Consider the following 25,635-nt stretch of genomic DNA (forward strand, 5'->3'; position numbering starts at 1 on the left):
TATTCTCGGGATTAGACGAAGGCGAGGAAACGGCCGCTCATCAGGGCGGCGATCCACAGCCCCAGCGATAGCGCCCCGGCGAGGCGCAGCCGCCGGGGCGCGGCGCCGGCCAGCCCCGGGCCCAGGTTGAGGGCGAGCGCATTGGCGATAGCCAGGCCGATCAGGGCCAGCTTGAGAAGGAACAGCGGCGTGGCGGCATAGCCGGTGGGATCGGCGAGGAACAGCAGTGCGCCCGTGCCGAGCGCCAGCAGCAACCCGGTGACGGCCACCGGCTGCAGCGCTTGCCCCAGCGTCTTCAGCGACAGCCGGCGCCGCCACCCGAGCAGGCGCAGGTCGAGGGGTACGATGGCGCCCACCAGCAGGGCGATGCCCAGCACATGCAGCGCATTGACGCCGGCATAGCCCCAGCGTGACAGTCGCATCCAGTCGGCGAGCGGGGTGTCGGCCAGCCGGGCCAGCAGCTCTTCCACCCGCGGGTCTCAGATGCGCCCGGGATAGAGCACGTAGTGGGCGTCACCGATCCACAGCTGCTCGGCCTTCATCAGCCGTTCGCCGGCGTGCTCGCCCGAGACGCGTAGCTCGACGCCTTCGGCGAGGTCGCCGTCCGCCAGGCCGGCCCGCGCATTGCGCCAGGGCTGGCCCACCTCCACCGTCCACGGCTCGCCCTCCACGTCGAGGGTCAGCTCGCCGTGGGGATTGCCCAGGCGCGCCGCGGTGATGGTGCCGGTGAGCTCGATGGTCTCGCCACCGGTCCAGCCGTGGTGGGCCTGTGCCGGCGAGATGACCAGCAGCAGGGCGCCCAGGACAGCCAGCAACAAGGATCGCCGTCGCATGGTCGATTCCTCCCCCGTGGGTTCACCTTCAGGCTAGTCGCACCCAGATGAGCTGCAAGGTGGGCCCGGGACTATCGCTGTCAGCTTGCACTCGAGGCGGATCCGTCGACAGGTCTGCGAGGAGGCGCCTCCGTCGGTGAGCTGTGCCAGAATAAGGCCGTGGGTGTCATCCGGCGCCCGTGATATTCGTGTTCGGCCGATCATCAGAGGTTTGCCCCATGAGCGTGGCCCGCCCCGTCATCGAGACGCGTGCCTACCCCGACCGCGCGCTCACCGATCGCCACGCCTTTCACCAGCTCCTGCTGGGTCTGGAAGGCTGCGTGGAGCTCGAGGCGGGCGGTCGTGGCGTGCGGGTCGAGCCGGGGGTGCTGGCGCCGGTCGCGGCGGGCGACGAGCATCACTACCTGGCGCCGCGAGACAACGCCACCCTGGTGCTGGACCTGCCGGTGGCCTGGTGCGAGGCGCTGCGGCTGGAGGCGCTGTTCGAGGGCCGGCCGCGGCGCTTGCCGGCGGCGCTGGCGGCCCGGGGGGTGGGGCTCGGGGCCCGCGACGTCCCGGCGCTGGCGGGTTGGCTGAGCGAGGTGCTGGGGGAGGCGGCAGCGTGCGTGCACGAGCCGCGGCTGCGACTGTTGCGGCTGCTGCCCGAGATCGAGGCCGACCTGGCCAGGCCATGGCGGGTGCGTGACTGGGCGAACCGCTGTCACCTGGCGGAGGCCGCCTTCGCCCGCCAGTTCCGTGCGCTCACCGGCCAGTCACCGCATGCCTGGCTGGTGGCGCGGCGCCTGCGGCTGGCGCGGGAACGGATGCGCGAGTCGAGCGCCAGCCTCACCGAGATCGCCCTGGCCTGCGGTTTCGCCGACGCGGCGCACTTCTCTCGGGTCTTCCGTACGCGGCATGGCGTCTCGCCCCGCCAGTGGCGCCGCCTTCATTGCAGGCCGGTGAGCCACAGCAGCCCCGCCAGGTAGAGCGGTATCAGCAGGGGGGCGGCCAGGGTGGTCAGGAGCACGGCGATGGCGCCCTTCTCCGGGCGGATCGCGAGTTCCATGGCCACCACCACCACATTGGCGGCCATCGGCACCACGCCGACCAGCAACAGCGCCAGGGCCAGCGTTTCGGAGATGCCCAGGGTGGCCTGCAGGGCGAGCACCGCGACGCCGGCGAGCAGCGGCCACAGGCCGTAGCGCACGACCACGCAGGCGCCGATGAAGCGCATGTCGAACTCCCGGATGGAGACCCGGCCCAGCGTCATGCCGATGATCATCATGCCCAGCAGGGTGTAGGTCGAGGGGAAGACGTCGAGGCCCGCCATCACCGCCGCCGGTACCGCGAGCCCCAGGCCGCTGACCAGCAGCGCCGCCAGGAAGGCATAGACGAGCGGCAGGCGGGCGATCTTGGCCAGGCTCTGGCGCACCGAGAACTGCCCCCGGGCACTCAGGTAGTAGCCCACCGTGAATTCGTAGAGGGTGATGCCGAGCAGGCAGAACAGGTACTGGGTCACGCCCTCCGGCGGCAGCAGCACCATGGCGATGGGCAGCCCGAAGTAGCCGGTGTTGCCGGTGCCGGCGGAAAACGCCAGTACCGCGGCCTCCTGGGCGGGGAAGAAGGGCTGCGCCAGGCGGCTGACCGTGATGGCGATCAGGCTGGCCACCAGGAACAGCCCCAGGGTCAGCAGCAGGTATCCCGGCGTGGGGCCTCCCAGGGTCAGGCCGCGAAAGAAGGTCAGCGGGGCGATGATGTAGATCAGCAGGGTGGCGATGGGCCGCGGGTCGATGGCCAGGCGTCGCGCACAGAGCCAGCCCAGGCCGACGAAGGCCAGCAGCATCCACAGGGGGCCCAGCAGGGTGGCACCGAGGTCGAGTTCCACGATCGCAAATCTCGCATGTAAAGAGGCCCATCATGCCTGTCGACGGCCACGCTGTCAGGGGGCAGGCAAGGGATCAGGATTCGACAAGTCGCCGGCGCGCCGCGTCTGGCAGGCTGGCCTCTCCCTTGCCTGTTGTACGATGCCATCATGACCGCTGCCAGCCTCCCCGCTCCCGACTCCCGTGCCACCCTCATCGGCGCCACCACCGTGCTCAACTGGGCCCTGCTGGCGACGCTGACCCAGCTCGCCGGTCCGGTGCCCCCCTTCCTGCTCACCGCCCTGGCCTTCGCCATCGCCTTCGCCTGCTTCGCGCTGTGGCTCGGGCTGCGCGGCGAGTCGCTGGTGGCGCCGCTCCGGCAGCCGCCGGCGATCTGGGCGCTGGGGGTGGGCGGGCTCTTCGGCTACCACGCGCTCTATTTCGTCGCCCAGCAGAACGCACCCCCGGCCAACGCCGGGCTGATCAGCTACCTGTGGCCGCTGCTGATCGTGATCCTCGTGGCGCTGCTGCCCGGGGAGCGCTTGAAGGCGATTCATCTCGTCGGCGCGCTGCTGGGCTTCGCCGGGGCGGCGCTGCTGGTCGGCGGCGACGTGGATGTCGGCGGCAGCGCGCTGGGCTACGCCGCGGCCTTCGCCTGCGCCTTCGTGTGGAGCGGCTATTCGGTGCTGTCGCGGGCCACCCGTGGCGTGCCGACCGCCGCCGTCGGCGGCTTCTGCCTGGCCACGGCGCTGCTGGCGGGGCTGTGCCATCTGCTCTTCGAGCCGAGCCGCTGGCCCCAGGGGATCGGGTGGCTGGGGGTGATCGGTCTGGGCCTGGGGCCGGTGGGCAGCGCCTTCTTCACCTGGGACCTGGGGGTGAAGCATGGCGACCTGCGCCTGCTGGGCCTGCTGGCCTACTTCACGCCGCTGCTCTCGACCCTGGTGCTGATCGCGGCGGGGTATGCCTCCGCCTCGCCGCTGTTGGCGGTGGCCGCGGCGCTGATCACCCTGGGCATGCTGGTCGGCAGCGGGCGGCTGCGCTGGCCCCGGGCCGGTTGAGGGTCGTCCGGTCGGTTGTATCGATTTCATTCATGCAGCCGGCCGGAAACTTTCATTGGCCGGGGGAGCCCCCGGTCGGCACAATGCGACCCTATCACCGATACGGTTACGTCAATGACAGAGCAGGGTCGCCCGAGACCGGCGGCCGATGAGGGTTGAATCGATGAGCACACAGCAGCATCCACTGGGCATCAGCTTCGAGTTCTTTCCGCCCAATACCGAGGCGGGGCGCGACAAGCTGATGGGGGTGCGGGATGCCCTGGCCGAGCGGCGGCCTCGATTCTTCTCGGTCACCTACGGGGCGGGCGGTTCCACCCAGGACCGTACCCTGCATACCGTGCAGGCCGTTCGCCAGTCGGGCATCACCACCGCCCCGCACCTGTCGTGCATCGGCAGCGAGAAGGCGCGGCTGCGCGAGCTGCTCGCCCGCTACCGGGAGGAGGGCATCGACCGCCTGGTGGCCCTGCGCGGCGACCTGCCCTCGGGCATGGGGGGGATCGGCGAGCTGCGCTACGCCAACGAGCTGGTCGAATTCATCCGCGAGGAGACCGGCGACCACTTCGAGATCGCCGTGGCCGCCTATCCGGAGTCGCACCCCCAGGCGCCGAGCTTCGAGCATGACCTCGTGAACTTCGCGCGCAAGATGAAGGCCGGGGCCGACCTCGCCATCACCCAGTACTTCTTCAGTGCCGACGCCTATTTCCACTTCGTGGAGCGCGCCCGTGCCCTGGGTGTCGAGGCGCCGATCGTGCCGGGCATCATGCCGATCACCAACTACACCAAGCTGGCACGCTTCTCCGATGCCTGCGGTGCCGAGATCCCGCGCTGGATCCGCAAGCAGCTCGAGGCCTACGGCGACGACAGCGAGGCCATCGCCGACTTCGGCGAGGAGGTCGTGTCGCGGCTGTGCCAGCGGCTGCTCGATGGCGGTGCCCCGGGCCTGCATTTCTATACCCTCAATCAGGCCAGGCCGACCCTGAAGGTGCTGGATAATATCTGCGGTTGAACCGGGCATGGCCGGGTGTGCAGCCCGGCTGCACTTCCCTCTTTGCGCCGGCCTCAACCAGGCCAGGCCGACCCTGAGGGTCCTCGACAATATCACCGGCTGACACGCCGCCGGGCATGCCATGAACAGAAGGGCTCCGCCATCGGCGGAGCCCTTCTGCTGCTGCATCGGTGTTGCCGTGAGGTCAGCCGGAGGCGACCGGTTTCGCTCCACCGCCATGGGAGCCGCGCTGCAGCATGAACAGCCCCCCGCCGATGGCCAGTCCCGCGATGTCGGTGTAGATGCCGCCGTAGATCATGAACATGGCACCGGTGAGCATCACCAGGCGCATCCACGCCTTGACCGGCCCGAAGAACCAGGCCTGGACGGTGGCGGCCAGCAGCACGATGCCCAGGGTGGCGGTCACGCCCACGCGCAGGATCTGTATCCAGGTGCCTTCCATCAGCATCGCCGGGCTGTAGAAGAACATGAAGGGGACGATGAAGGCCGCCAGCCCGACCTTGAAGGAGGTCACAGATGTCTGCATGGCGTTGGCACCGGAGATGCCCGCCGCGGCATAGGAGGCCAGCGCCACCGGCGGCGTGATCGCCGACACCACCGCGAAGTAGAACACGAAGAAGTGTGCCACCAGCGGCTGGATGCCGATATTGATCAGGCCCGGGGCGACCACCGAGGCGGCCACGGCGTAGGCCGCGGTGGTGGGCATGCCCATGCCGAGCAGGATCGAGATGCACATGGCGAAGAACAGGGCCAGCAGCTGGCTGACGCCGGCCAGGCCCAGCAGCAGCGACGAGAAGCGCGCGCCGACCCCGGTCAGCGAGATGACGCCGACGATCAGGCCGGCGCAGGCACAGACCGCGATGATCTGGATGGCCATGGTGCCGGCCAGCTGCAGGGCCCGGAGGATCGCCGCAATGCCCATCTTGTTAGGCGAGAACCAGCTCACCACGGCGGCCGAGGCGGTGGCCAGGGTGCCGGCACGGATCACCGAGTAGCCCATGAACAGGGCCGCGATCAGGATGATGATCGGCGCGAACAGGTAGACCTGCTTGACCAGCTTCGAGAACAGCGGGATCTCCTCCTTGCGCATGCCGCGCATGCCCTTGCGGGCCGCCTCGAAGTCCACCATGAAGTAGACCGAGGCGAAGTAGAGAATGGCGGGAATCAGGGCCGCTACCGCGATCTCGGTGTAGGGAATTCCGGTGATCTCGGCCATGATGAAGGCGCCGGCGCCCATGATCGGCGGCATGATCTGGCCGCCGGTGGAGGCGGCAGCCTCGATGGCCCCGGCGCTCCTGGCGGGATAGCCCACCTTCTTCATCAGCGGGATGGTCAGCGAGCCGGTGGAGACCACGTTGCCGGCACTGGTGCCGTTGATCATGCCCATCAGCCCCGAGGCGAAGATCGACACCTTGGCGGGGCCGCCCCGGGCGCGGCCGGCCGCGGCGAAGGCGAAGTTGACGAAGTAGTCACCCACCTTGGAGGCCTGCAGGAAGGCGGCGAAGATGATGAAGAGGATGATGTAGGTCGACGACACCGCAGTGGTCGGGCCGAGGATCCCGGCATCGGTGTATACCTGGCTGAAGAACCGGTTCAGCGACAGGCCCGGATAGCCGAGGAAGCCGGGCAGCAGCGGTCCGGCGAAGACGTAGATCAGGAAGATCGCGGAGATCACCACCAGTGCGAGGCCCGCCACGCGGCGCGTCAGCTCGAGGATCAGCAGTGAGCCGGCGATGGCCGCCCAGGAGATGCCGATGGGCGCGAAGGCCGTGCCGGTGGAGGCGCGCAGCGGGCTGTTGTACATCACCAGCAGGTAGCCGGCACTGGCCAGGGCGGCGACCATCAGCACCAGGTCGGCCGGGCAGAGCCGCTCGCGAGCCTGGCGATGGAACCAGGAGATGACGATGGCCGCGGCGGTGGCGAAGATCAGCGGATAGCCGAAGTGCCAGGTCTCGACGGCGGGGTCGATGCGCATGGCCCCCCCGCTCATCTCGCGCTGCATCAGGAAGACCTGGAGCAGGGCATAGAGTGCCGGCAGCAGCAGGGCATAGCTGGCGAGGGAGAGCCAGCGGCCGGCCGGGCGGGCCTCGTGCGGTTCGGCGAAGCGCGCGCCGGTATAGAGGCCGTAGCCGAGAATCAGGGCACCGGCGATATGCACGATGCGAAACGACCAGGTCTCCATCGGATAGACGTTGAGCGAGATCAGATGGAAGCTGGAGTAGGCGATGGCCAGGGCGGCGAACAGCAGCCACCGCCAGTGGGTGTACATGCGCCGGTTGGACTCGACGACCTCCTCGTCGACGCCGTCGGCGATGGTCTCTGGCGCCTTGTCGTGGAGTTCATCCTCGCCACCTGGGCGGGTGTCGGGTGTGTTGCTCATGGGGGATGCACCCTTGAGTGTGAAGCGGTGGGAAGCTGAGCATGCCCCGCACCGGGCGGGCCGGTACGGGGCATGATGGCAGGAGCGTGCGGCGGCTTACTTGATCAGGGACGCGTCGATCTCGTGGCCGTTCTCCTCGTACCAGCGTGCGGCGCCCGGGTGGAAGGGCAGGACGCTGTTGTGTACCACGTTCTCCGGGATGGTGGTCTCGGCACTGCGATGCACGTTACGCATCTTGTCGTTGTTCTCCATGGTGACCTTGGTCACTTCGTAGACGAAGTCTTCCGGCAGGTCGCAGCGGGCGATGGCGAAGTTCCACATGGAGACGGCACGGGCATCCTCCTCCAGGGTGGTGTAGGTGCTGGCCGGGATCTGGAAGGGGGCGACCGGGAAGTTCTCGAGGACCTTGGCCTGTTCCTCCTCGGTGAACTCGATGATGTTCACGTCGGTCTGCACCTCGAGCTGGCTGACGGCAGGAATCGGGATGCCGGCCGCGAAGGCGATGACGTCGAGCAGGCCGTCCTGCAGCTGGCCGCCGAGATCGGTCCAGCCACCGTTGCGGCGATCGAAGTCCACCCCCAGCTCTTCGAGGATCGCCGGGAAGTAGGTATCGGACGTGGAGGCCGCCGGGCCGAAGCCGATGCGGGCGCCATCGGGGATGTCGGAAATGGAGGTGATGCCGGTGCTGGACAGGGCGGTGATGGAGAACGGGGTCTCGTACATCGGGAAGAGCGCACAGACGTTGTCCATGGGCACGCCCGGGGCCAGCGGGCTCTCGCCCTTCACCGCGTCGGAGGCCGGACCCATGGTGGTCAGGCCGAAGGCCACGTCGCCGCTGTGCACCAGTGCCAGGTTCTGGGTCGGGCCGCCGGTGACCTCGCCGCCGCCGGACAGGTCCAGCTCGTCGGCGATCAGGTTGGCCCAGCCGGAGCCGTACACGAAGTAGGTCCCCCCCTGGCTGGCGGTGCCCACGGTGAAGTTCTCCGGCCACTCGGAACGGTCGGCGTGGGCCGAGGCCGCGGCGACCAGCAGGGCGCCGGCCAGGGTGCCGGCGAGTGCAGTGGTGGTGACATTACGCATGGCGTATCTCCCGTTGCGGTTGTGGTTATTCATCCGATCGGCAGGCGATGGGCAAGTCGCCAGGTCATTGTGGCAGCTGTCGCCGAAGCCTGCCTGGAACCAGACAAGGTGATGCATTCAACACCAGTAAATATAGCAAGGTGTGGGCCAGGCATCTGAAAGCCGCTTAATATCAATGTATTGCAGAATTCGTTCTCGACGAAGGTCTAAAGGCGGCAGGCGGATGATGGCTGGAACCCCGCACTCGACCAGCAATGGAATGTGCGGAAATCCGCACGGTTCGTCAGGCGGGCGGGGGAGGGCCGACCAGGGCGGCCATCAGCCGGCTCGCCTGGTGGAGGTCGTTCATCAGGGAGGAGGCGTGCCAGGGATCGAGGCGATGCTCGCGCAGCCGCTCGGCGAGTTCCTGCTGCCAGTGGCGGCGTACCTCGTCGAGTGGCGTGGTGATGTCCCGGGCCTCGGGGTCACTGGCCAGCCGGTTGAGGCCCTCGGCCAGCGCCAGGCGCAGGTCGTCGTGTGCCTCGCGTAACGGGCTGGCCGGTGCCGCATGACGCAGCAGGCTGCGTTGCAGCACCTCGCCGAAGCGCACCGCCTCGACCATGCGCAGGGTACGGGCATGGAGCGACTCGAGGCGCGCCTGCTGTGACGCCGTCAGGGGGGCGTCGATACGGGCGTAGAAGTCGAGGATCTCGGCGAGCAGCGGCTTGATGCGCTCATGGTAGCGGGCATTCACCGCCGGCCAGCCCTCGGGGTCGATGGGGGTGCGGGCCACCGCCTGGCTGGGTGGGTGACCGATTACCTCGCCACTGGGCATCAGTATGGCCGCACAGAGCAGGTGATAGGCCCGGCGGTCGAGGCGTCGGCACTCCTGTTCGATGGCGGCCAGGGCGGTGTCGGCGTGCTGCAGGGCGGTGGTGTCCAGGTAGCGGGCCTGGGCCGGGGGCAGCCGTCCGGGTTCGGGGAAGAGGCGTTCCAGGGCTCCGGCCAGGCGCGGGATCAGCGGCAGCATCAGCACGATGCCGAGCACGTTGAACAGGGTATGGAATAGCGCCAGCTTCAGTGGCCAGGCGGTCTCCGCCAGGCCGACCATCGCGGCCAGGAGATCCACCAGCCAGGCCAGCGGGACCAGCAGTGCCAGGGCCACACAGGCGGTGACCAGGTTGAAGACCACGTGGGCACCCGCCAGGCGGCGGGCGGCGAAGCCGGCGGCCAGGGCCCCGAGCACGGCGGTGATGGTGGTGCCGATGTTGGCACCGATGGCGATGGCGAGTGCCGGCAGGTAGGGAAGCTGTCCGCTCGCCAGGGCCGCGAGGATGATCAGCAGGGTGGCGTGGCTCGACTGCATCACCACGGTGGCGATGATGCCGAACACGACGAACAGCGGCCAGTGCCAGAAGCGCTCGCCGGCCAGGCTGTCGAGGGCCAGGCCATCCTGCCAGGCATCGAAGCCCAGCTTCATGAAATCGATACCGAGGAACAGCAGGCCCACCCCGAGCAGCAGTCCGGCGATACCGGCTCGGCTGCCCTGCAGCAGCCGGGAGCCGAGCAGTCCCAGGGCCAGGAAGGGCATGGCGAAGGTGGCCAGGTCGAAGCGCAGGCCGAAGGCGGCGATCAGCCAGGCCCCGGTGGTGGTCCCCAGGTTGGCCCCGAACAGCAGGGCGATGGCGCCCGGCAGCGCGACCAGGCCGGCGCCGAGGAAGGACATCGCCAGCAGGGTGACCAGTGAGCTGGACTGCACCAGGGCCGTGGCCAGGGCGCCGACGCCGATGGCGCGTGCCGTCTGGCCGGTGGCGGCATGCAGCCAGCGGTCCAGGGTGCCTCCCGAGAGGCGCTTGACGGCATCCTGCAGGTGGTTCATCCCCCACAGGAAGAGTCCCAGTCCGGCGGCCAGGGTGGCGAGGTCGAGCCGTGCCAGCAGCAGCGCGGCGGCCGCCGTCAGGCCCAGCCCCTCGAGCTGCCGACGGCGGGACAGCAAGGCGGTCGCCACTCCCTGGCCGATCACCCTCAGCGGTCCTTGGGGTCGAGGATCTTCACCGGCTGGAAGTCCTGCCGGGACTGTTCTTCACGGGGGCGGCTGACGCGGGTCTCGAGCTCGGGCAGCGTCTCGTCCTCGATGGGCAGCTGCTCGAAGAAATCGCAGCTGACGCACTCCCGGTAGCGGATGCCGTTCTGTTCCCAGGCGCGGATGCGGTCCATCTCGGCGCAGCGCGGGCAGATGGCGCCGGCGATAAAGCGTTTCTGGGTAGCCATGGTGTCTCCTGATGGCGAACCGCCGGGGTTGCCCCCGGCGGCCATTGGCGATGGAGCGGGCCCGGCGTCAGGCAGCACGAATACCGCTGTGGCGGAGCAGGGGCTCGACGCTGGGCTCGCGGCCGCGGAAGGCGCGGAAGAGGTCGGCCGCGTCGCGGGAGCCCCCCCGCTCGAGTATCTCGGTGCGGAAGCGCCGCCCGGTCTCGGGGTCGAATATCCCGGCCTCCTCGAAGGCGCTCCAGGCATCGGCGGAGAGTACCTCGGCCCACTTGTAGCTGTAGTAGCCCGCCGCATAGCCCCCGGCGAAGATGTGGCTGAAGCCGTTCTGGAAGCGGTTGAAGTCAGTGCGCGGCACTACCGAGACGCCGTCGCGCACCGCGTCGAGCAGCGCCTGGATCTCGGTGGCGGAGGGGGCGCTGAGCTCGTGATGCAGGCGGAAGTCGAAGAGCGAGAACTCGAGCTGGCGCACCATGCCCATGGCGGACTGGAAATTCTTCGCCGCCAGCAGCCTGTCGAACAGTTCGGCGGGCAGCGGCTCGCCGGTCTCCACATGGCCGGCGATCAGGTCGAGCCCCTCGCGCTCCCAGCAGTAGTTCTCCATGAACTGGCTGGGCAGCTCCACCGCGTCCCAGGCCACGCCGTTGATGCCGGAGATGTCGGCGACGGTCTGACGGGTCAGCATGTGATGCAGGCCGTGGCCGAACTCGTGGAACAGGGTGGTGACCTCGTCGTGGGTCAGCAGCGCCGGCCTGTCGCCCACCGGGCGGGTGAAGTTGCAGGTCAGGTAGGCCACCGGCAGCTGCAGTTCGCCCTGCTCCAGGCGGCGCACCCGGCACTCGTCCATCCAGGCCCCGCCGCGCTTGCCCTCGCGGGCGTAGAGGTCGAGGTAGAAGCCGGCGATGGGGGCCGCGTCCTCCATGATGCGGAAGTAGCGCACGTCGGGGTGATAGCGCGGCGCACTCGTGTCCTCCTCGAAGGTCACGCCGTAGAGGCGCTCGACCACCCGGAACAGGCCATCGACCACCCGCGGGGCCGGGAAGTAGGGACGCAGCTGCTCCTGGGAGATGGCATGACGCGCCTCGCGCAGCTTCTCGCTGGCGTAGCCCACGTCCCAGGGGGCGAGTTCCTCCATGCCCAGTTCATCCCGTGCATAGGCCTCGAGTTCGGCGTACTCCTCGCGGGCCTGGGGCACGGCGCGTCGCGCGAGGTCCTCGAGGAAGTCGAGCACCTCGCGGGGCGTCTCGGCCATCTTGGTGGCCAGCGAGTAGTCCGCGTAGGTGGCGAAGCCCAGCAGCTCGGCGAGCTCATGGCGCAGGGCCAGGGTCTCCTCCATGACCGGGGCGTTGTCGTACTGCCCTGCATGAGGTCCCTGGTCGGAGGCGCGGGTGACGAAGGCGGTGTAGACCTCGCGGCGCAGCTCGCGGTCGTCGGCATAGGTCATCACCGGGAAGAAGCTCGGGAAGTCCAGGGTGATGCGGTAGCCCGTGTGGCCCTTGGCCTCGGCATTGGCCTTGAGCATGGCCAGGGCGCTCTCGGGAAGGCCGGCCAGGCGGCTGTCGTCGGGCAGGTCGAGGTGCCAGGCCTGGGTGGCATCGAGGAGCTGGTTGGAGAAGGTGTTGCCCAGCTCCGAGAGGCGGGCACGGATCTCGCCGTAGCGCTGCTTCTGCTCGGCCGGGAGGTCGACCCCGGCCAGGCGGAAGTCGCGCAGGGTGTTGTCCACTGCCTGGCGCTGCCCCTCGTCGAGCTCGGCCCAGGCCGGGCTGTCCTTCAGCGCCTGCCAGGCGCGGAACAGGCCTTCGTGCTGGCCGAGCCAGGTGCTGTAGTCGGAGAGCTTGGCGAGACAGGCCTGGTAGGCCTGGCGCAGGGCCGCGTTGTTCATGGTGCCGTTGAGGTGGGAGACCGGCGACCAGGCACGGGAGAGGCGGTCGTTGAGCGCCTCCAGCGGGGCGGCCAGGCTCTCCCAGGTGGGGGCCTCCTCCCGGGCGACCTGGGCGACGAGTCGCTCGATGGCGGAGCGGTTCTCCGCCAGCAATTCGTCGATGGCGGGCTCCGCATGCTCGGGCCTGATTTCGCCGAAGGGGGGCAGGACATGGGGGTCGAGCAGCGGATTGCGGGACATGCGCACCTCAAGGGTCTGGGGAGTGATCGTGACGTTAGATGCGGGCACCCGGCCAGGGTTTCAATGTCGCCCGGGTCGGCGATGCGATTGGCCCCCCTCGAGTGGCCTGCTAGTCTTGCTGCCTTTTCCAGGCCCGTGGAGCGGGAGAACCACCATGAACGAGACACTGGATCGCTGGACGACCCGGCGCGCCTTCGTCCTGGCCGTGACCGGGGCCGCCGTGGGACTGGGCAACATCTGGCGCTTTCCCTACGTCACCGGCGAGAACGGTGGGGCCGCCTTCCTGCTGCTCTATGTGGCCTTCGTGTTGCTGCTGGGGCTGCCGGTGATGATGGCCGAGATCATGATCGGCCGGGCCGGACGCAGGAGCCCGATGCAGTCGCTGGGCCACCTGGCCTCCCGGGCCGGGGCCAGCGGTCACTGGCGCTGGCTGGGGCTGTTCGGGGCCTTCACGGTGTTCTGCATCCTGTCGTTCTACTCGGTGGTCTCGGGCTGGTCCATCGAGTTCCTGGTGGCCGCCGTCAACGGCAACTTCGTCGGCGCGAGCCCGGCCGAGGTCGGCGCCGGTTTCGAGGCCTTCCTCGCCGACCCCGGGCGGATGACCCTCAATCACACCTTCTTCCTGCTCATGACCATGTCGGTGGTCGCGGCCGGTGTCGCCAAGGGGCTGGAGAAGCTCAACAACCTGTTGATGCCGCTGCTCTACCTGCTGCTGCTGTTGCTGGCCGGCTATGCGGCCACCACCGATGGCTTCGGCCTGGCGCTGGCCTGGCTGTTCAAGCCGGACGTCTCGGCGGTGACGCCGCTGGTGGTGATGCATGCCATGGGCCATGCGTTCTTCACCCTGGCGGTGGGCGCCTGTGCGCTGATGGCCTACGGTGCCTACATGCCCGACCACCAGAGCCTCCCCCGGGCCGCCGGGGCGGTGGCGCTGCTGGACATCGGCGTGGCGCTGCTGGCGGGGATCGCCATCTTCTCGGTGGTCTTCGCCCAGGGCATGGATCCGGGCGAGGGGCCGGGGCTGATGTTCGTCACCCTGCCGATCGCCTTCGCCCAGCTGCCCTGGGGGGCCGTGTGGCTCAGCCTCTTCTTCCTGCTGTTGCTCCTCGCCACCTGGACCTCGTCGATCAACCTGGCCGAGCCCATGGTCGCGACCCTGGAGGGCATCGGTTTCAGGCGCGGCCAGGCCGCCGCGATCATCGGCGTGGCGGTGTGGCTGGTGGGGCTGCTCTCGGTGCTCTCCTTCTCGACCCTGGCCGAGTGGCGCCCGGTGGCCGGCATGAACTTCTTCGACCTGGTGACGACGGTGCCCACCGAAGTCTTCCTGCCGGTCGGCGGGCTGACGATCGCCATCTTCGCCGCCTGGGTGATGCCCGAGGACGAGGCCCTGCGTGCCCTCGATGCCGGGCCCCGGGGATTCCGGCTGTGGCGCGGCCTGGTGCGCTGGGTCTCCATCCCGCTGACGCTGGTAGTATTGGCGGCAGCGTTGATCTGACGACGGAGGTGAGCGATGAGCGAGACGATGGAACAGCGGGGCGGGCCCCTTCGCCCCTGGAAGGGTACCGGGCCGCGGCTGGGTGAGCGGGTCTACATCGACCCGGCCTGCATGGTGCTGGGCGACGTGGTGCTGGGCGATGACTGCTCGGTATGGCCCATGGCGGTGATCCGTGGCGACATGCACCGGATTCGCATCGGCGCACGCACCAGCGTGCAGGATGGCAGCGTGCTGCATATCACCCACGCCAGCGACTTCAACCCCGAGGGCTTCCCGCTGACCATCGGCGAGGAGGTGACCATCGGCCACAAGGCGATCCTGCACGGCTGTACCCTGGGCAACCGCATCCTGGTGGGCATGGGCGCCATCGTGATGGACGGCGCCGTGGTGGAGGACGAGGTGATCATCGCCGCCGGCGCCGTGGTGACGCCGGGCAAGCGGCTGGCCAGCGGCCATGTCTATGCCGGCAACCCGGCCAAGGCGCTGCGCCCGCTCAAGGAGAAGGAGCGTGCCTTCTTCCCCTATACCGCCGGCAACTACGTGAAGCTCAAGGACGAGTACCTGGCCGCGGGCGAGGTGGGGCAGGCCCCTGTCTGAGGCCTGTCGCCAATTGGCAACTGTTTGTTTTTTCAGGCGATGTTGCGCATAATCTGGATTTCCATCCAGTACTTGACGAGTCCCGACACATGGCCGACTTTCGTACCCACCTCGGCGTCGCCGTGGCCGGTGGCGCGCTGCTTGGTTGCGCTGGCTGGCAGGCCACCCAGCTGTCGGCCACCGAAGCCGCTTCCCTGGCCGTGTTGACCGCCGTCGGCGGGATACTGCCGGATATCGATGCCGACAACTCCCATGCCATCCGCCTGATCTTCAATCTCTTTGCCGTGCTGGCGGTGGTGGGTGGGGCGCTGCTGTTGCAGGGGCGGCTCAGCCCCGGGACGATCGTCGTCGCCTGTGGCGGGCTGTATATCGGCGTGCGCCATGTGCTGAGCGCGCTGTTCAGGCGCTTCTCCGTGCATCGCGGGATCTGGCATTCGCTTCTGGCGTCGCTGCTGTGCGGGCTGGCGACCACGGCGGTCAGCTATCAGTGGTTCTCGCAGAGCGCCTGGCTGGCCTGGGCCCAGGGGCTGGCGCTGATCCTGGGTACGCTGATCCACCTGCTGCTCGACGAGCTCTACAGCGTCGATCTCACCGGGGCGCGGCTCAAGCGCTCCTTCGGTACGGCCTTCAAGCTGTTCGACTATCGCGAGCCGCTCAATTCGCTGCTCATGCTGGCGTTCGCCATGGCACTGATGCCCTGGCTACCCCCCTGGTCGCCGCTGGCCGAGCTGCTCGTTCAGGGCTCGGCGCTCTGGCGGTAGTCCTCGGCCTTGAGCCCGTATTTCCTGAGCTTGTCGTAGAGGGTCTTGCGTGGCAGCCCGAGCTGTTCGCAGACGTCGGTGATCCGCCCGCGCTGCCGGGTCAGCGCCTGGCTGATCAGGCTCTTCTCGAACAGCTCGACCTGCTGCGGCAGGGCCAGGTCGCCGGAGTCGCTCTCGACTCCCTCGAGCAGGGCATCGAGGCGATAGTCGCTGGCGGCGCCGAGCAGCACGTAGCGTTCGGCGAGGTTGCGCAGCTCGCGCACGTTGCCGGGCCAGTCGTGGGCCAGCAGCGCCGAGACCCCGGCGGCATCCAGCGGCGGGCACTCCAGGCCGCTGCGGTTGGCGGCCACCACGGCGAAGTGCTGGAACAGCAGCGGGATGTCCTCGCGACGCTCGCGCAGGGCCGGGATCGGCAGGGTGACGACGTTGAGGCGGTAGTAGAGGTCCTCGCGGAAACTCCCCTCCTCGGCGGCGCTCTTGAGATCGACCTTGGTGGCGGCGATCACGCGGATGTCCAGGGGGACCGGCGTGTTGGAGCCGAGGCGTTCCACGCTACGCTCCTGCAGGACGCGCAGCAGCTTGACCTGCAGCGACAGCGGCATCGATTCGATCTCGTCGAGGAAGACGGTACCGCCGTTGGCATACTCGAACTTGCCGATGCGTCGCTCCACCGCACCGGTGAAGGCGCCCTTCTCGTGGCCGAACAGTTCCGACTCGATGGTGCTCTCGGGCACGGCGCCGCAGTTGATGGCGACGAAGGGGTGGCCGCCGCGCTGGCTGCGCTCGTGAATGGCGCGGGCCACCAGGTCCTTGCCCGAGCCGGTCTCGCCGAACAGCAGCACGTCGGTCTCCACCTGGCTGATGCGCTGGACCATCGCCCCCAGCCGCTGCATCGCCTCGGTGCGGCCGACCATGCGAGGGCCCGGGGCATTCTGCTGGGCCTCCAGCTCGGCCTTGAGGCGGCGGTTCTCGAGGCTCAGCCGGCGCTTCTCCACGCCGCGCCGCACCACTTCCACCAGCCGTTCACCGGCGAAGGGCTTCTCGAGGAAGTCCCAGGCGCCTTCCCGCATCGCCTCCACGGCGGTGGAGATGTCGCCATGGCCGGTGATCAGGATCACCGGCAGATCCGGATCCCTGTTGCGTACCTCGCGCAGCAGCGCCATGCCGTCCATGCCGGGCATGCGGATATCGCTGACCACCACGCCGGGAAAGTCGGGGGCGAGGCTCTCCAGGGCCGCCTCGGCGCTGGCATGGGGCTCGGGGGCGTAGCCGGCCAGCTCCAGGGTCTGGCCGGCGGTGATGCGCAGATGGGGTTCGTCATCGATGATCATCACCGGCGTGGCCGCCTGGTCATGCATGGGATGAACTCTCCTGGTCGTGGGTCCGGTCGGTGCCATGGGCACCCCTGTCGCGGGGCAGGATAATGGTGAACAGGGCGCCGCCGCCAGGGCGGTTGGCGGCGCTGAGGCGCCCGCCCAGGTCGTCGATGATGCGCGAGGAGATCGACAGCCCCAGCCCCAGGCCGCTGCCGGGGGACTTGGTGGTGAAGAAGGGCTCGAAGATGCGGGCCAGGTTCTCTTCGGCGATACCTGGCCCGTTGTCCGCGACCCCGATGGTGACGGTGTCGTCGTCCTGCTCGATGGAGAGCAGCAGTCGCGGCGACGTTGCCTCGCTCATCGCCTGCAGGGCATTGCCGATCAGGTTGACCAGCACCTGCTCGAGGCGCACCAGGTCGGCTCGTACCCAGGCCTCGTCCCGGGGCCAGCGGCGTTCCACCTCGACCCCGGCGTCGCGCAGCCGGGTCTGGAAGAGTCGCAAGGCATAGTCGAAGCAGGAGGGCACCGAGACGGCCGTCAGGGTGTCGCCGCTCTTGCGCGAGAACTGCCGCAGCTGGGCGCTGATCTCGGCCATGCGCGTGGTCAGCTCGACGATCTGGTCGAGGTTGCTGCTGGCCGCCTCGAGGCGCTGGCGCTTGAGGAAGGCGCGGGCATTCTCGGCGTAGGCGCGGATCGCCGCCAGTGGCTGATTGAGTTCGTGGTTGATCCCGGCCGCCAGTTGCCCCAGTACCGCCAGCTTGGCGGCCTGGATCAGCTCGTCGCGGGTCTGGCGCAGGTTGGCCTCGGCGCGACGGCGCTCCTCGATCTCGCCGGAGAGGCGTCGGTTGGTCTCCACCAGGTCACGGGTGCGGCGCTCCACGTTGCGCTCGAGCTCGTCCCGGGCGCGGGCCAGGGTCTGGCGCTCGCGCTCGGCGAACTGCTCCCGCTCGCGGCGCAGGCGCAGGCGCTGCCAGCCGATGCCGCCGCCGAGGATCACGATGCCGTAGAGGCCGCCGGCCAGCAGGGCGGAGAGCCACTGGGCGCGGAATACCGGGGTCAGCGGCTTGAGGATGTGCATGTCCCAGCCGAACTCCTCGAGGGGGCGCGACAGGCTGAGGTAGCTGCCCTCGGCCAGCGATCCCCGGGAGAAGCTCACCAGCCGGCTCTGGTCGCCACGCCTCTCCAGTACCTCGATACCCGAGGGCGATAGCGGCTCGTCGGCGTAGCGCCGGGTCGCCAGGAGGGTCTGGCGCTCCTCCTCGGAGAGCGGCTGGAGGGCGGCCATGCGCAGCTCCGGCCGGCTGGCCATGAAGATGATGTTGTCCTCGTCGGTGACCAGCAGCTCGGCATCCTGGTCGGCCCAGCTCTCCTCCACCTCGTCGAGCAGCACCTTGACCACCATGACGCCGTCCGGGGTCGAGTCAGGCTGGGTGTCGTCCAGCCATACCGGCGCCGAGAAGTAGTAACCGCGTTCCAGCGACTGCACGCCGAGGCCGTAGAAGCGGCCCTGGCCGCCGGCGATGGCGTCCTGGTAGTAGCTGCGGAAGGCGTAGTTCTGGCCGATGAAGGTGTTGGGGAGGTGCCAGTTGCTGGCCGCCAGGGTGTTGGCGTCGCGGTCGAGCAGGTAGACGTCCGAGACGTCGGCGGTGGCGCGAAAACGATCCAGCAGCAGGTTGAGCGGCATGGCATTCTGGCTCTGCGGAGCGCTCAGGAAGCGTTGCACGCCCTCGCGGGAGGCGAGCAGGCGGGGCAGGTAGTCATGCCGCGTGAGGTGGCCTTCCAGCCCCGCCGCGGAGAGGCGAAGCTCGTTCTCTGCCTCGCGCACCAGGTTCTGCAGGGCCTGTTCCCGGGCCACCTGGGCGGCCTGCCACATGCTCAGCGCGAGCCCCAGGGGTACCAGCAGGATCAGCAGGCGTCGCCAGGTCCGGGAGAGCCGTGGTGGCCTCGTGCCAGCCTTCATCTCGCCGAACCCCGCTGCGGGGAGGGCACTCCCTGGGCGCGGCGCAGGGCACGCTGGGCGCGGGTCTCGGCCCGTTCCACTTCCAGCAGGTTCTCTTCCACGAAGACCAGGTGTTCGTGGGAGCGGGCCCGGGCATCCTCGGCGCGTCCCTCGAGGATGGCGTCGAGCAGGGCGCGGTGCTGTTTCATCAACTGGGGACGGGAGTCGGGCTTCTCGAACAGGTGGGCGAGGTTGTCGACGATGCTGCGCTCCAGCAGGTGGAAGATGCCGCGGATGGTGTGCAGCAGCAGCACGTTGTGGGCGGCCTCGGCGATGGCCATGTGGAAGGCTGCATCCGCGCGGGCCTCGTGGGTCGGGTCACGACCCTGGAAGCAGGCCTCGAGCTCCTCGAAACGCTTGATCAGCAGCGCCTTGTCGGTAGGGGTGGAGCGCAGGGCCGCATAGTAGGCGGAGATGCCCTCCATGGCGTCGCGGAACTCCAGCAGGTCGAGGTGGAATTCGCCGTGGCGGGAGAGCATCTCCAGCAGCGGGTCGCTGTAGCCGCTGTTGAGTTCCTCGCTGACGAAGGTCCCGCCGCCCTGGCGGCTCGACAGCAGGCCGCGAGCCGCCAGCTTCTGGATCGCCTCGCGCAGCGAAGGGCGCGAGACGCCGAAACGTTCCGCCAGTTCCCGTTCCGGGGGAAGGCGCTGGCCGGGCTTGAGGCTACCCTCCAGGATCAGGGCCTCGAGGCGTTCGGTGATCACGTCGGCCAGTCGAGGCTGGCGAACGGGTTGGTAGGCCATGGCGGTGCCTCCTGTGAGCATGGAGCGAGCATCATGATACGTCACCTAATTGGTATTACCAATATGGCTGGCAGTCGTGGCCCGAGGCTGGCCGAGATCTCCTGCATGATTAAGGAGTTGTCGCCGTGCCTGGCGGTGCAATACCAAAGTATAGTAATGCCGGAAGGTAAAAAACGGGCTCGGGTTTGACACTATGGGAGTCGCCTCCTATCGTGCGGCAACATGCTAGCTGTAAATTGGTTTTACCAATTTACCGTATCGATCACCACCACCCCGGTGCCTGTGCCGCTCCCGGCCCCCGGCATCGCCAAGGATCCTGCCGATGACGCCAGTCAAGCTCTATCCGCCGATGCCGGAGAAGGTCTACTTCTTCGGTACCTGCCTGATCGACCTGTTCTACCCCGAAGCAGGGCTGGATGGTATTCGCCTTCTGGAGAGGGAAGGCATCGAGGTGGTCTTTCCCGAGGACCAGACCTGCTGCGGGCAGCCGGCCTATACCTCGGGCTATCACGACGAGGCACGGGCGGTGGCGGCGGCTCAGCTCGATCTCTTTCCCGAGCCCTGGCCGATCGTGGTGCCCTCGGGGTCCTGCGGCGGCATGATGCGTACCCACTACCCCCAGCTCTTTGCCGGTACCGACCTCGAGGAGAAGGCCAGGGAGGTCGCCGGACGCATTCATGAGCTGACCGAATTCCTGGTCCACGTCTGTCACCTCAAGCTTGAGGATCGCGGCGAGCCCGAGAAGGTGGCCATGCACACCTCCTGCAGCGCTCGGCGCGAGATGGGGCTGGCCGAGACCGGCCCGGCCCTGCTGGCCCAGTTGGGCGGGGTGGAGGTTGTCGAGCAGGCCCGTGCCGCCGAGTGCTGTGGTTTCGGCGGTACCTTCTCGGTGCGCCACCCCGAGGTGTCGGGGGCCATGGTCGACGACAAGACGAAGGCCATCGAGGCGGCCGGGGCGGAGCGCTTCGTGACCTCCGACTGTGGTTGCATGATGAACATCGCCGGGCGCTTCGAGCAGCAGAAGAAGCCGATCAAGGGCGAGCATATCGCCAGCTACCTGTGGCGGAGGACCTCATGAGCGTACAGACCTTCACTCCTCGCGAGTTCCACCGCCAGGCCCACGATGCCCTGGGCAATCCGCAGATCCGCGCCAACTTCCGCAAGGCGATGGATGGCCTGATGGCCAAGCGCCGCGACGTCTTCAGCGACTGGGACCTGGAGACCCTGCGCGAACTGGGCGCCAACATCCGCCTGCGGGCGCTCTCGAAGCTGCCTGACCTGCTGGAGCAGCTAGAGGCCAACTGCGAGGCCAACGGCATCCGGGTGCACTGGGCCGAGGACGGCGACGAGGCGTGCCGGATCATCCGCGACATCTGCCGGTCCCATGACGCCCGGGCGGTGATCAAGGGCAAGTCGATGGTCTCCGAGGAGATGCACCTCAACGCCCACCTGGAGGAGGCCGGCATCGAGGCGCTGGAGTCGGACCTCGGCGAGTACCTGGTGCAGCTCAACGAGCAGACGCCCTCGCACATCATCATGCCGGCGATTCACCTCAATACCGACGAGATCTCCGAGATCCTCCACGACAGGACCGGCACCGAGCGCTCCCGGGACGTCGACTACATGACCGCGGCGGCCCGCGCCCAGCTGCGCGAGCGCTTCATGACCGCCGACGTGGGGGTCTCCGGGGTCAACTTCGCGGTGGCCGAGACCGGCACCCTCTGCCTGGTGGAGAACGAGGGCAACGGGCGCATGACCACCACGGTGCCGCCGGTGCACATCGCCGTGACCGGCATCGAGAAGGTGGTGGAGCACCTGCGCGACGTGCCGCCGCTCTATGCGCTGCTGACCCGCTCGGCCACCGGCCAGCATGTCACCACCTACTTCAACATGATCAGCTCGCCGAGGAAGGCGGGCGAGCATGACGGGCCGCAGGAGGTCCACCTGGTGCTGGTGGACAGCGGCCGCTCCCGCATCTACCAGGACGACGAGCTGCTCGACACCCTGCGCTGCATCCGCTGCGGCGCCTGCATGAACCACTGTCCCGTCTATACCCGGGTGGGTGGCCATACCTATGGCACCACCTACCCGGGGCCGATCGGCAGCATCCTCTCGCCGCACCTGATGGGCCTGGAGGAGACCCGGGACCTGCCCACCGCCTCGAGCCTGTGCGGTGCCTGCGGCGAGGTCTGCCCGGTGAAGATCCCGATCCCCGACCTGCTGGTGCGGCTGCGCCGCGAGTCGGTGGGCGAAGGGCGCGGCAACGTGCCGGGGGCCGGGATCAAGCGCACCCGCAAGGAGGTCGCGGCCTGGAAGGGCTTCGAGTGGATGGCCACCCACCCCCGAGTCTGGCGCAGCGGCACGGCGCTGGCCGGCAAGCTCCAGGCGCTGATGCCCTCGAAGCTGGCGCCCTGGACCGACTATCGCACCGCGCCGAAGCCCGCCCGGTCGTCGCTGCATGCCCTGGTGAAGCAGCACAGGAGCCGGCAGCAGGCCGACGGCGGCGACGGGGAGAAGCGCTCATGAGTGCCCGGAACAATATCCTCACGCGCCTGCGCGAGCGTCTCGATGGCCCGCTGAGCGCCCCCGAGAGCGATTTCGCCGTGGTGACGAACCGCGGCTGGGACCTCCAGGAGCGCCTGGCGCGCTTCGAGCGGCTGATCGGCTCGGTACACGGCGAGGTCGTTCACACCACCCGCGAGGCGTGGACCGCCGCCCTGGCCGAGACTCTGGCCGACAAGGGCGTGCGCCGGCTGGCGCTGGGGCGCGAGCATCCGGTGGCCGCCGAGGCGCGCCGGGCCCTGGCCGACGCCGAGGTGGAGCTGGTCGACGTGGATCGCGATATCGAGACCTGGCAGCAGGAGCAGTTCGAGCGAGTCGACGCCGGCCTGACCTCCACCCGTGGCGCCATCGCCGAGACCGGCAGCCTGTGGCTCTGGCCGACCGCCGACGAGCCGCGCCTGATCAGCCTGGTGCCGCCACTGCACATCGCCGTGCTGGATGCCGACACCCTGGAGGACACCTTCTTCGACGTGGTGGAGGCACACGGCTGGGCCGACGGCATGCCCACCAATGCGCTGCTGATCTCCGGCCCCAGCAAGACCGCCGACATCGAGCAGACCCTCGCCTATGGCGTCCACGGCCCCCGCGAGCTGGTGGTGCTGGTGCGCCATGCGGGGAGCCACCAGGAGTCGCCCGATGTCTGAACCGAACGCTGCGACCTTCCGCGAGCTCAAGGCGGCGCTGGCGGGCACGGTCCCCGCCGAGCGGCTGATCGACGACCCCCTGCGCACCCTGGCCTACGGCACCGACGCCAGCTTCTACCGGCTGGTGCCCCGGCTGGTGGTGCGACCGGAAGACGAGCAGGAGCTGCAGCTGACCCTGGCCGAGTGCCGGGCCCGGGGGGTGTCGGTGACCTTCCGTGCCGCCGGGACCTCGCTCTCCGGGCAGGCGGTGACCGACTCGGTGCTGATCCAGCTCGGCCGCGGCTGGCGGGGCCACGAGATCCTCGACGAGGGCCGGGCGATCCGCCTGCAGCCCGGGGTGATCGGGGCCCGGGCCAACCAGCTGCTGGGGCCCTTCGGGCGCAAGATCGGGCCGGACCCGGCCTCCATCGCGAGCTGCATGATCGGCGGTATCGCCGCCAACAACGCCTCCGGCATGTGCTGCGGCACGGCCCAGAACAGCTATCGCACGGTGCGCGACATCCGCGTGGTCCTGGCCGACGGCGCCCTGCTGGACACCGCGGATGCCGACAGCGTGGCGGCCTTCCGCCGCAGCCACGCCGACCTGCTGGCGGGGCTCGAGCGCCTCTCGGAGACGACCCGGGCCGACGCGGCGCTGGCCGAGAGGATCCGCCACAAGTATCGGCTCAAGAACACCACGGGCTATGCCCTCAACAGCCTGGTGGACTTCACCGACGGTGTCGAGATCCTCAAGCACCTGATGATCGGCTCCGAGGGTACCCTGGGCTTCATCAGCACGATCACCTACGACACCGTGGTGGACGAGCCGCACAAGGCCGCGGCCCTGGCCTTCTTCCCGGACATGGCGGCCACCTGTCGCGCGACCATCGCCCTCAAGCGCTCCCCCGTGTCGGCGGTGGAGCTGATGGATCGCGCCGCGCTGCACTCCGTGGAGCGCGAGCCGGGCATGCCCGAGGTGCTGCGTACGCTGCCCGAGGGGGCGGCGGCGCTGCTGATCGACGTGCGTGGCCACGACGACGCCGATCTCGCGGCGCGCATGGCCGAGGTGCAGGCGACGCTCGAGGGGATCCGCACCCTGGAGCCGGTCACCTTCACCCGCGACCCCGATACCTATGCCCTCTACTGGAAGATCCGCAAGGGCCTGTTCCCCGCGGTGGGGGCGGTACGCGACACCGGCACCACGGTGATCATCGAGGACGTGGCCTTTCCCATGGAGCGCCTCGACGAGGGCGTGCTGGCGCTGACCGACATCTTCCACCGCCACGGCTACCAGGAGGCGATCCTGTTCGGCCATGCCCTGGAGGGCAACCTGCACTTCGTCTTTCCCCAGGGCTTCGAGAAGCCCGGCGAGGTCGAGCGCTACCAGGCGCTGATGGACGAGGTGGCGCAGCTGGTCGGCGTCGAGTACGGCGGCTCGCTCAAGGCCGAGCACGGCACCGGGCGCAACATGGCCCCCTACGTGGAGCTGGAGTGGGGCCCCGACGCCTACGCCCTGATGTGGGAGATCAAGGCGCTGTTCGACCCCGAGAACCTGCTCAATCCCGAGGTGATCCTCAGCCGCAACCCGACGCTGCACCTGGAGAACCTCAAGCCGCTGCCGGCTACGGACCCGATCGTCGACAAGTGCATCGAGTGCGGCTTCTGCGAGCATGTCTGTCCCTCGAAGGACCTGACCCTGACGCCGCGGCAGCGCATCGTGATCGCCCGGGAGATGTCCCGGCTGGAGGCGCTGGGCAGCCGACTCACCGCCGAGGAGTCGGCGCGGCTGGCGGCGCTGCGCCAGGACTACCGCTATGCCGGCGACGAGACCTGCGCGGCGGATGGCCTCTGCGCCACCCAGTGTCCGGTCGGCATCAACACTGGCGACCTGGTCCGCGAGCTGCGCCGGGACAGGCTCGCCGGCCGGGCCGGCCTGGCTCGGCGGCTCGGGCGGCACTTCTCAGGGGCCACCCGGCTGGCGCGGGGCGCCCTGAACGTGGCCGGCGCGGCGAACCGCGTGCTCGGCGACGACTTGATGGGCAGGGCCAGCGCCGGGGCGCGGCGCCTGAGCGGCGATCGCCTGCCGCAGTGGACACCGGCACTGCCCCAGGCGGCGCCGATCCGGTTGCTCAAGCGCCAGGCATCTGCCGGGGACGTTCGGGACAAGGTGGTCTACCTGCCCTCCTGCGCGACACGGGTCTTCGGCGCCACGCGGCACGATGCCGAGTCGCGCTCGGTGATGGAGATCGCCCTGTCGCTGCTCGATAAGGCCGGCTTCGAGGTGATCCTGCCGGAGATGATCGGCCACCTGTGCTGCGGGATGGCCTTCCAGTCCAAGGGGCAGTTCGACGAGGCGACCCACAAGGCGCGCGAACTCAACCGCGAGCTGCTGCTGGCCAGCCAGAACGGCCGCTACCCGGTACTCAGCGACACCAGCCCCTGCACCCTGCAGATGCGTGAGCAGCTGGACGAGCGGCTGGAGATGCTGGAGCCGGTGGCCTTCGCCCACGACTACCTGCTGCCCCGACTCGCCGTCACGCCGCTGGATGAGCGTGTCGCGGTGCACGTGACCTGCTCGAGTACCCGCATGGGGCTCACCGACAAGTTCGTCGACCTGGCGCGGGCCTGTGCCAGGGAGGTCGTGGTGCCCGCCGAGATCACCTGCTGCGGCTTCGCCGGCGACAAGGGGTTCAGCACGCCGGAGCTCAATGCCTCGGCCCTGGAGGCGCTGGCCGAGCAGGTGTCGGGTTGCAGTGCCGGCTACTCCAACTCGCGGACCTGCGAGATCGGCCTGAGCCAGCACGGTGGCATTCCCTACCGCTCGATCCTCTCGCTGCTCGACCGGGCCAGCCGGTCCGCCTCGCCTTGAGACTATCCACAAGTCACAGGGGCCGGCAGCGGCCCCTGTGGATCACCCGGCGGACAGTCCTGGAATTTTTTTACCGGAAGGGCTTGCGGGGTCTCCGGGAAGT

21 protein-coding genes are annotated in these 25,635 nt (G+C 68.9%); 10 read left to right on the forward strand and 11 right to left on the reverse strand.

Annotated features, from left to right (window positions below; translation table 11 throughout):
- Positions 1 to 11: 11 nt before the first annotated feature.
- Complete coding sequence (locus tag ACOMD9_RS12300) at positions 12 to 470, reverse strand: hypothetical protein (RefSeq protein WP_421415261.1); 459 nt, start codon at positions 468 to 470, stop codon at positions 12 to 14.
- Positions 471 to 479: 9 nt separating this feature from the next.
- Positions 480 to 833 (reverse strand): DUF6152 family protein, encoded by a 354-nt coding sequence (locus ACOMD9_RS12305; RefSeq protein WP_421415262.1) that lies wholly within the window; start codon positions 831 to 833, stop codon positions 480 to 482.
- A 218-nt stretch (positions 834 to 1,051) separates the two neighbouring features.
- On the opposite strand from ACOMD9_RS12305, the gene ACOMD9_RS12310 reads away from it, so the two are divergent.
- Positions 1,052 to 1,798: a helix-turn-helix transcriptional regulator gene (locus ACOMD9_RS12310; RefSeq protein ID WP_421415264.1), complete on the forward strand. Its 747-nt coding sequence runs from the start codon at positions 1,052 to 1,054 to the stop codon at positions 1,796 to 1,798.
- Here the strand turns inward: ACOMD9_RS12310 and ACOMD9_RS12315 are convergent.
- The gene (locus ACOMD9_RS12315; RefSeq protein WP_421415300.1) at positions 1,759 to 2,655 is read right to left on the reverse strand and encodes an AEC family transporter; all 897 of its coding nucleotides are present in this window, start codon (positions 2,653 to 2,655) and stop codon (positions 1,759 to 1,761) included. The genes ACOMD9_RS12310 and ACOMD9_RS12315 overlap by 40 nt on opposite strands.
- A gap of 189 nt (positions 2,656 to 2,844) precedes the next feature.
- On the opposite strand from ACOMD9_RS12315, the gene yddG reads away from it, so the two are divergent.
- Entirely contained in the window at positions 2,845 to 3,732 is an 888-nt protein-coding gene (gene yddG, locus ACOMD9_RS12320) for an aromatic amino acid exporter YddG (RefSeq protein WP_421415266.1), read from the forward strand.
- A gap of 163 nt (positions 3,733 to 3,895) precedes the next feature.
- Entirely contained in the window at positions 3,896 to 4,738 is an 843-nt protein-coding gene (gene metF / locus ACOMD9_RS12325) for a methylenetetrahydrofolate reductase [NAD(P)H] (RefSeq protein WP_421415268.1), read from the forward strand.
- Positions 4,739 to 4,922: 184 nt separating this feature from the next.
- Here the strand turns inward: metF and ACOMD9_RS12330 are convergent, their stop codons facing one another.
- From ACOMD9_RS12330 to prlC, 5 genes are all read right to left on the reverse strand, one after another.
- The gene (locus tag ACOMD9_RS12330) at positions 4,923 to 7,118 is read right to left on the reverse strand and encodes a TRAP transporter permease (protein WP_421415270.1); all 2,196 of its coding nucleotides are present in this window, start codon (positions 7,116 to 7,118) and stop codon (positions 4,923 to 4,925) included.
- 96 nt (positions 7,119 to 7,214) lie between these two features.
- Positions 7,215 to 8,198 carry a TAXI family TRAP transporter solute-binding subunit gene (locus tag ACOMD9_RS12335; RefSeq protein WP_421415271.1) on the reverse strand — a complete coding sequence of 328 codons (984 nt, stop codon included), beginning with the start codon at positions 8,196 to 8,198 and terminating at the stop codon, positions 7,215 to 7,217.
- A gap of 283 nt (positions 8,199 to 8,481) precedes the next feature.
- Complete coding sequence (locus tag ACOMD9_RS12340; RefSeq protein ID WP_421415273.1) at positions 8,482 to 10,200, reverse strand: Na/Pi cotransporter family protein; 1,719 nt, start codon at positions 10,198 to 10,200, stop codon at positions 8,482 to 8,484.
- A gap of 2 nt (positions 10,201 to 10,202) precedes the next feature.
- Positions 10,203 to 10,448, reverse strand: a complete 246-nt coding sequence (locus tag ACOMD9_RS12345; RefSeq protein ID WP_421415274.1) for a YheV family putative zinc ribbon protein — start codon at positions 10,446 to 10,448, stop codon at positions 10,203 to 10,205.
- A gap of 67 nt (positions 10,449 to 10,515) precedes the next feature.
- Positions 10,516 to 12,567 carry an oligopeptidase A gene (gene prlC, locus ACOMD9_RS12350; RefSeq protein WP_421415275.1) on the reverse strand — a complete coding sequence of 684 codons (2,052 nt, stop codon included), beginning with the start codon at positions 12,565 to 12,567 and terminating at the stop codon, positions 10,516 to 10,518.
- A 154-nt stretch (positions 12,568 to 12,721) separates the two neighbouring features.
- On the opposite strand from prlC, the gene ACOMD9_RS12355 reads away from it, so the two are divergent.
- The 3 genes from ACOMD9_RS12355 to ACOMD9_RS12365 all read left to right on the forward strand — a co-directional run bounded on the left by ACOMD9_RS12355 (position 12,722) and on the right by ACOMD9_RS12365 (position 15,420).
- On the forward strand, positions 12,722 to 14,062 hold the full coding sequence (locus ACOMD9_RS12355; RefSeq protein ID WP_421415277.1) for a sodium-dependent transporter: 1,341 nt from the start codon (positions 12,722 to 12,724) through the stop codon (positions 14,060 to 14,062).
- A 15-nt stretch (positions 14,063 to 14,077) separates the two neighbouring features.
- Positions 14,078 to 14,659, forward strand: a complete 582-nt coding sequence (locus tag ACOMD9_RS12360) for a gamma carbonic anhydrase family protein (protein WP_421415279.1) — start codon at positions 14,078 to 14,080, stop codon at positions 14,657 to 14,659.
- Positions 14,660 to 14,748: 89 nt separating this feature from the next.
- Positions 14,749 to 15,420 carry a metal-dependent hydrolase gene (locus tag ACOMD9_RS12365; protein WP_421415282.1) on the forward strand — a complete coding sequence of 224 codons (672 nt, stop codon included), beginning with the start codon at positions 14,749 to 14,751 and terminating at the stop codon, positions 15,418 to 15,420.
- On the opposite strand, the gene ACOMD9_RS12370 is transcribed toward ACOMD9_RS12365, so the two are convergent.
- Genes ACOMD9_RS12370 through ACOMD9_RS12380 form a run of 3 tightly spaced genes read right to left on the reverse strand, consistent with a single transcriptional unit; the run spans position 15,396 to position 19,478 of the window.
- A complete protein-coding gene (locus ACOMD9_RS12370; RefSeq protein ID WP_421415283.1) occupies positions 15,396 to 16,778 on the reverse strand; it encodes a sigma-54-dependent transcriptional regulator in 1,383 nt (460 codons plus the stop codon). The two genes, ACOMD9_RS12365 and ACOMD9_RS12370, sit on opposite strands and share 25 nt — an antisense overlap.
- Entirely contained in the window at positions 16,771 to 18,696 is a 1,926-nt protein-coding gene (locus ACOMD9_RS12375) for a sensor histidine kinase (RefSeq protein ID WP_421415285.1), read from the reverse strand. The genes ACOMD9_RS12370 and ACOMD9_RS12375 overlap by 8 nt, the downstream gene beginning before the upstream one ends.
- Positions 18,693 to 19,478, reverse strand: coding sequence for a GntR family transcriptional regulator (locus ACOMD9_RS12380; RefSeq protein ID WP_421415288.1), 786 nt, complete (start codon positions 19,476 to 19,478; stop codon positions 18,693 to 18,695). Before ACOMD9_RS12380 ends, ACOMD9_RS12375 begins: the two co-directional genes overlap by 4 nt.
- A gap of 322 nt (positions 19,479 to 19,800) precedes the next feature.
- On the opposite strand from ACOMD9_RS12380, the gene ACOMD9_RS12385 reads away from it, so the two are divergent.
- Genes ACOMD9_RS12385 through ACOMD9_RS12400 form a run of 4 tightly spaced genes read left to right on the forward strand, consistent with a single transcriptional unit; the run spans position 19,801 to position 25,532 of the window.
- Positions 19,801 to 20,556, forward strand: coding sequence for a (Fe-S)-binding protein (locus ACOMD9_RS12385; protein ID WP_421415290.1), 756 nt, complete (start codon positions 19,801 to 19,803; stop codon positions 20,554 to 20,556).
- Positions 20,553 to 22,004, forward strand: a complete 1,452-nt coding sequence (locus tag ACOMD9_RS12390) for a LutB/LldF family L-lactate oxidation iron-sulfur protein (protein WP_421415292.1) — start codon at positions 20,553 to 20,555, stop codon at positions 22,002 to 22,004. The genes ACOMD9_RS12385 and ACOMD9_RS12390 overlap by 4 nt, the downstream gene beginning before the upstream one ends.
- Positions 22,001 to 22,684: a LutC/YkgG family protein gene (locus ACOMD9_RS12395; RefSeq protein ID WP_421415293.1), complete on the forward strand. Its 684-nt coding sequence runs from the start codon at positions 22,001 to 22,003 to the stop codon at positions 22,682 to 22,684. Before ACOMD9_RS12390 ends, ACOMD9_RS12395 begins: the two co-directional genes overlap by 4 nt.
- Positions 22,677 to 25,532, forward strand: coding sequence for an FAD-binding and (Fe-S)-binding domain-containing protein (locus tag ACOMD9_RS12400; RefSeq protein WP_421415296.1), 2,856 nt, complete (start codon positions 22,677 to 22,679; stop codon positions 25,530 to 25,532). Before ACOMD9_RS12395 ends, ACOMD9_RS12400 begins: the two co-directional genes overlap by 8 nt.
- The last annotated feature ends 103 nt before the right edge of the window (positions 25,533 to 25,635 follow it).

It is taken from the genome of Halomonas terrestris, from assembly GCF_049166755.1.
GTDB lineage: Bacteria > Pseudomonadota > Gammaproteobacteria > Pseudomonadales > Halomonadaceae > Halomonas.